The organism is Kineococcus glutinatus, assembly GCF_039542765.1.
Taxonomy (GTDB): domain Bacteria; phylum Actinomycetota; class Actinomycetes; order Actinomycetales; family Kineococcaceae; genus Kineococcus_A; species Kineococcus_A glutinatus.
In genome coordinates this window covers 1-6433 of record NZ_BAABIL010000132.1, presented here as the reverse complement: position 1 = coordinate 6433, position 6433 = coordinate 1, and the positions used below count along the sequence as shown (strand labels likewise).

3 protein-coding genes and 1 pseudogene are annotated in these 6433 nt (G+C 62.6%); 2 read left to right on the top strand and 2 right to left on the bottom strand.

Annotated features, from left to right (window positions below):
• Positions 1-1013: 1013 nt before the first annotated feature.
• Positions 1014-1568 carry a SigE family RNA polymerase sigma factor gene (locus tag ABEB16_RS05975; protein WP_345711349.1) on the bottom strand — a complete coding sequence of 185 codons (555 nt, stop codon included), beginning with the start codon at positions 1566-1568 and terminating at the stop codon, positions 1014-1016.
• 161 nt (positions 1569-1729) lie between these two features.
• Positions 1730-2926 (bottom strand): annotated as a pseudogene (locus tag ABEB16_RS05970) (IS3 family transposase).
• Positions 2927-3729: 803 nt separating this feature from the next.
• On the opposite strand from ABEB16_RS05970, the gene ABEB16_RS05965 reads away from it, so the two are divergent.
• Both ABEB16_RS05965 and ABEB16_RS05960 read left to right on the top strand, forming a co-directional pair.
• Positions 3730-4788, top strand: coding sequence for a hypothetical protein (locus tag ABEB16_RS05965; protein ID WP_345711348.1), 1059 nt, complete (start codon positions 3730-3732; stop codon positions 4786-4788).
• A 29-nt stretch (positions 4789-4817) separates the two neighbouring features.
• Positions 4818-6200, top strand: a complete 1383-nt coding sequence (locus ABEB16_RS05960; protein WP_345711347.1) for a hypothetical protein — start codon at positions 4818-4820, stop codon at positions 6198-6200.
• The last annotated feature ends 233 nt before the right edge of the window (positions 6201-6433 follow it).

Below are 6433 nucleotides of genomic sequence, written 5' to 3'. Positions count from 1 at the left end.
GACCTGCACCGATGCCCCACCACCGCCGTCAGTGGTCAGGACCCTGGTGAGAAAACCTCAGTGCTGACCCGCCGGCCGCCACCATCACCGAGCCTGCCAGGACAGGACCGGCACCACCCCTGAGGAGAGCACGCAGGGTCCAGGTGGGTACGGCGGAAAGGCTTGGTCGCCTCCATCGTCACCGGCCAGGCCCTGCGTGTCCGAACGCCCTCGTCCACCCGGCACGCCCGCACCCTCACGCCGCTACCGGGAAAACCTCACTTACTCGGTGACCTGAAGCCATTGTGGAGCAGACGTAGTGAACACGACATCCTCCCAGTACTGGAGCTGCTCCTCGTTGAGCCCCTTCTCAGTTGGCGCCCCGGGGTCGCTCACCAACACCACGTATGGGCTCAAGTTCAGTTCGCCTGTACGAAGTACGTTGAAGCCTGGCGCGGTCCTCTTGCACCTTTCAAGTTCGCCGGCGCAGAGGGTGACGGCTGGACCAGACTCAGTTGAGACGTCTATGACGGGGTAGCCGCCAGCCGAGCGAGCTAGCACGACCAACACGTCCGGCGGAAGCTGCTCGGGTAGCACGAAGGGACCGGGGTGTTCCTGCATCGACTGACGGACTTGGCCACGCCAGTCCATGGTTGGGTCCCCAGGCGGGATGTCGACGATCGTCCCATCTACGTGATCTTCTAGATCTTCGGCTCCAGGCCCTACCACGGGCGGGATGAAGGGAGTCGGTGCAATCATGGGATCCGGAGCAGATGCAGCGGGCTGAGCTCGCTGGATGAGTTGGCTGCTACCGCTACTACTAGGCCATGTTAGTACGAGGCCGGCCGTGAGCGATGCCGCCGCCAGAGTGCCCACACTTAGAACGGCGCGTCGACGCCACAGACGCGAGCGTCCACGTACCTTCGCTCGATCAACGAGGGCATGGACGCTATCCAGCTCGCCTCGAGTGGGTTGTGTAGCCTGCATCAGCAGATTGCGGACGCGGTGTGCTGTGCCATCAGGGGCGGGAGTGCTCATGGGGTGCTGTCCTCCGGACGATGAATTAGGCGAGTGATATCGGGAGACCGCCTGCTCGCTTGCGCGGGGCCCGTAAGGTGGGTGTCGAGTTGGCGAAGCCGGGTAAGGGCTCGTGCGCCGTGGCTCTTCACTGTGCCAACACTCACCCCCAGAATATCGGCGATTTCCTGCTCCGAACAATCGTCTAGATACCGCAGGGCCAGTACGGCGCGCTGTCGAGCGGGAAGCTGTCTGAGCAGACTCATTGCCTCGCTGCGATCGTCCACCGCAGTGATGTGTCGGGTGCTTCCCGCCGGCTCAGCAACCACATCGAGATTCACCTCTCGACGCCTGCCCCTTAAACGCCAATAAGACATCGAGGCGTGCGCGAGGGCTTGACGGGCATAGGCGGTGGGGTTCTCGATGCGAGACCACTTCACGTAAACCCGCTCTAGCACATCTTGAACGAGGTCCTCGCTGGAATGGCCGTCACCTGCAAGCAGGCGGCCCAGGCGCAGCAGTTGCGGCGTCGTGGCGATAGCCCAGTCACTGAAGCCTTCGTCTCGGCTCACTACGGTCCTTCTTTCATGGTGTCTTGACGCTCTGGCGCACGCCCGAGGTTGTCACAGGGCCGGACCCTGCCTGTGACATGCATCACAAGACGCGTCGTTGCGCGCTTGTGGCGTGGGGCCGAGAGCCTTGGGTCTGCTGCATGATCAGGTGACAGATCAGGTCACGCAGCTTGACTGGCCGGTGGGGTCATGATGGTCTCGTACTCGATAGGGGTCAGTCGACCCAGGCCGGACTGGTGGCGACGCCGGTGGTAAGTCCGCTCGATCCAGGTGACGATCGCGATCCGCAGCTCCTCGCGAGTGGCCCAGACTGGTGGTCCAGGACGTTGTTCTGCAGTAGGCCGAAGAAGCTTTCCATCGCGGCGTTGTCGCCCGCGGCGCCGACGCGGCCCATCGAACCGACCAGGCCGTACCGGGCCAGGGCGTGGACGAATCGTCGTGATCGGAATTGCGACCCGCGGTCGCTGTGGACCACGCAACCAGCCACGTCCATGCCCTCGGCGCGGCGGCGGGCGACCGCGTTGGACAGCGCGGCGACCGCCAGGCGCGACTTCTCCCCCAGAGGGGGCACCCCCACCGCGAGTCGATGGAGTAGCCCACGATGCGGCGAGAGTAAGCGTCCTTGATGGCGCGCAGGTAGAGCTTGCCCTCTCCGGTGCGGTGTTCGGTGATATCGGTGAGCCACAGCTCGTTGGGCTGCTCCGCGGTGAACTTCCGCTGGACCAGGTCATCGTGCACGGGCGGGCCGGGTTGCTTGCCGTTTTTGCAGCGCCGCTTGGCGAACGCGCTCCACCAGCCGTTGTCCGCGCAGATCCGCCATGCGGTCCGCTCGGCCATCACCTCGCCGGCCTCGGCGGCTTCCTCGTGCAGGTAGCGGTAGCCGAACTCGGGGTCCTCCCGGTGAGCGTCATGTAGGGCGTTGGTCCGGTAGGCCTCCTCCAGCTCGGCCGGGGTGACCGGCTGGGCGAGCCAGCGGTAGTAGTGCTGGCGAGCGATCTTCAGCACCCGGCACGTGATGGCGACCGGGATGCCCTCGGCGGCCAGCTCCCTCACGAGCGGGTGGAGCCTTTTCCCGGCAGGTTCGCCTGAGAGAGGTAGGCCGCGGCCCGGCGTAGGACCTCGTTCTCCTGCTCCAGCAGCCTGATGCGGGCGCGGGCCTGGCGCAGCTCCGCACTCTCAGTGGTGCTGACGCCGGGCTTGGTGCCCTCGTCCACGTCGGCCTGGCGCATCCACTTCGACAGCGTCATCACGTGAACGCCGAAGTCGGCGGCGATCTGCTCCAGCGTCACGCCGGGCTCGCGGTTGCGAGCCACCCGCACGACATCGTCGCGGTACTCGCGGGGGTAAGGCTTGGGCACAGCGACATCCTCCCAGGCTGCCTCTCGGGCAAGCCAGCGTCGGTGTCACCTGATCATGCAGCAGACCCCTTTGTCACATCCACTGACCCGCTGCAGCATAGCCAGCGATGAGCTTCCGCTAGCGGCCCGCTGCATCCTCTCAGTCTGCTTGTTGGTGACGGGCACGGCTGCTCGAGCGGCGGTGACGGCATCGAACGCCCATGCCACAGCGGGCGTGGGAAGTCTGACACCACCAGACTGATCATGCGGAGGGTTCTGCCCCAAGTCCATCACTTGACGTAGCGTTGTTTACCGCATCCATGGCCGTGGTCGTGGCTGCTCTCTCAATCGGCGCTTGCTCTAGGGCAAGAGGATGAGCCGGTTCTACGTGGCGAACTTGCCCCCTTGACGGCCACCATCAGGCGGTGACCTCAACGGCAGGCATGGTTCCTCGGCCGAGCATGGCACGTCCAGCATCACCCATGATCACGCGGTCGCGTCTACTCTCGTGGTCGCCTCTTTCGTTCAATTCTCAACCATGCTCCCCGCCGTCAAGGTGCCAACCTGATGGTCTCTCAAGGGTGTCACCGACGTGCGCCAGCCCTTAACGCCGTTCCTTGCACATTGCTACTGGACTCCCCGCGTGAGCATGGGCTAGCGTCGCCATCACCCACCGCTGGCTACGGTTTGGCCTTCCACCTATCAGGGCACCGCCGCTTGGTGATACGTCGTCGAAGGTGGGTACATCCATCGTGATGCATTAACCCCGATCGCGCCTGCCATCGGGGTTGACGATGGCTGCCCGTTTCAACATGAGGAGTCCTGTGCGCATCACTCGTACCCATCGCCTTGCTGCCGCCGTCGGTGGCGGCATGGCATTGGCGCTGTCCCTGCCGCTTAACGCTGTGGCGACCCCACCGCCCCACGCGGAGAACGCTCCTCGTGCGACGAAGAAGGTAACTTTCACGGATGATCAGATCAAGAACTCGCGGAAGGGGGACGACCACCCCCAAGCCCGAGAGGTTCGGCAACTGCACCTCCGAGAGCAAGCTCGGGCTGGGCGGCTGATCGACGCGAAGAATGTTTCAGTCGCCATCCTCGACTCCAACGTTTCTGTGGCTTGGGAGCGGGGCCGTAACGTAGAAAAGGTGACGTTCACTGCGCTAACGGCCGACGACGCCCCCGATGCAGACATGGCCGGCTTTGACATTGGGATGCTGACGGGTGAGGATCCAGAGAGTTCAGGTGTCTCCGCGAACGCCTACGGCGCCGGTATGAATCAGGCCACGTGGGATAATGGGCAGTACAGCTACAAGTCGGGTGACTGTCAGACTGCGTACGCGCGTCGCAGTGGAACTCTCGTGGGCAAGGTCAACGGCTGCTACCAAAAAGTCAAGCCCACGAACGACTACAACGGCAGCTACGACGAATTCAGCTACAACCGTTATGCCACTGCGACTGCTGAGCAGCTGTCGTGGACCGAAGACTACGTGCCCGTCGCCATGGACATTGGCTCCCGCCCGCACAGGGATCACCTGTCTCGGACTATTGGCTTGACCAACTACTTCCCGCACACCCCTGAGCACCTCTGTAACGAGGGGGCGGAAGTCTCGGTCACCGCCGGAGCGTTCTCGGCTACGGTGCCCCTGCGAAATTGTGCAGACAAGTGGCCGACCCCTGATGCGGCCAACAGTTACATGGGAGCACGTTACGACCAGGGTGCCATCTTCGGTGGCCGCTCCGCAGGGCTAGATTTCGTCATGAATCCCAAGGGGAGGCAGGGTGGGGCTTACCCGATCCTTGCCGACTGGGACAGTGCCCGCTTCTGCGTTGGTACATACTCCGGTTGCGCCGACTGGGCCATCGTAAACCCCGGATGGTGAATTGTGCCACATCACGGAAGGAGGGGTCGGTGCGCCCCTCCTTCCGTGGGGCTTTCACCTTGCTCGGTCTGGCAGTGACTGCCGCGCTCACCGCAGGCTGTACCGACGAGACCGCACCCAATTCTACTGATCCTACGGCCACTTCGATCGCCTCGGGAGTCGACTGCGTAGCCGTTCGAGAGGCATGCGAAACAGTCAACATCGACGGTCGGACCTATCGCTATTCCCTCACCTCGGGAGACGGAGCGCAGCAATTTAGAGGCGGTTCGAAGTCAGTTGTTCTTTTCGACCTAGGCGGTCCGGGTAAAGCCTTGTTCGGCACAGGAGAGGCGACCTACATCGCCAGCCAGTGGCAAGGACCAGAGAGGCTCCTGTTTCTTGAAGAGCCCTGGGTAACCCAAGAGGTCACCGGCAATTGCGCGGAATCCCTGCGACTTTTCTATCGGGGGCTGCACGACGCCACTTCTCTGCCGGCATCGAAGGTAGCCGAAGCTTGCCGTCTGCAGGAACGAGGCAAGTGGGGATGGTCGCCCAGTAATTACCGAGGGGTAGTGGAGGCAATCCTTGAGAAGGAGAAGCTCGATCTCGTAGGTGTGGTGGGCGCGTCCTTCGGTGCACCGCGAGTTCGTGCGTTGATGGAGACCTTAAATGTCGAGTGGGCGATCTTCAATAGTCCCGCCCCTTATGGCTTGGACGGCGATGAGTATGTCGACAGCCGCGCCGCCGCTGCAGTCCAAGTCGCACAGGAGGCCTGCCATGAATGTAAGGAGCCTAATGGTGTGGAAAGATTGATCGACAGCACTCAGGTGGCTCTGCGCGAGTCTCCCATAGAGTTGGAGACGCGCACGCCACTCCTAACTTCCACCGACGTTGCAGCGGCAACTATTGGATCGGCCTACCTGTCGAAGGGCGACAGGGCGGAGTTTATCAGTGAACTCGCGCGCTTTGGCCCTAAGGGAGCCGACCTGGTGGCCGAGATTTCGGATAGCACGTTATTGCGCTTTGGTGCCGAAGACATGTCTCCCGCCATTCTCGCGTACTTTGACGAAGTGTGTCGTTCGTACGCGCCCTGGGAGTCGGTAGATGGCCGAGACGACTCAGTCGCGGGAACCCTGGGACGCCTGCATGCCCCCTGTCGATCAGTGACAACTACCGGTCCTCACTCCACGCAACAACGGGGAGAGGTGGTGGTCCCCACCTGCTTGATTTACAGCGAGAGCGATGGGGTCACGCCCCCGCAATTCGTGATGCCCTGGCGTCATTCTCTTGGTTCTGAAGGGACGGTGCTGCTGGAGTCCGAAAGTGGTCATGCGTCGCTCGACATGACGCTTCGCTGTTATCGAACGCTAGTGTTGGATCAAGAGGGAGAATCGCTGAACAGCAGTGCAGGGGCGGGTCGAGTATTGGATTGAAGCTGTGCGGATACTGCGGCGAGATTAAGGGCCTTGCTTCCGCTTCTCAGGGCCAACTTCACCCGTTCACGCAGCGTCGTGAAGGCAGGCGTCGTCTGCAGCAAGCAAAAGACGGACGCGGTTTCCAGTGAGCCTTTGTCAGTAGCAGGCTGCGGCTACTGACAAAGGCTCATTGAGGTTTTCTCACCAGGGTCCTGACCACTGACGGCGGTGGTGGGGCATCGGTGCAGGTC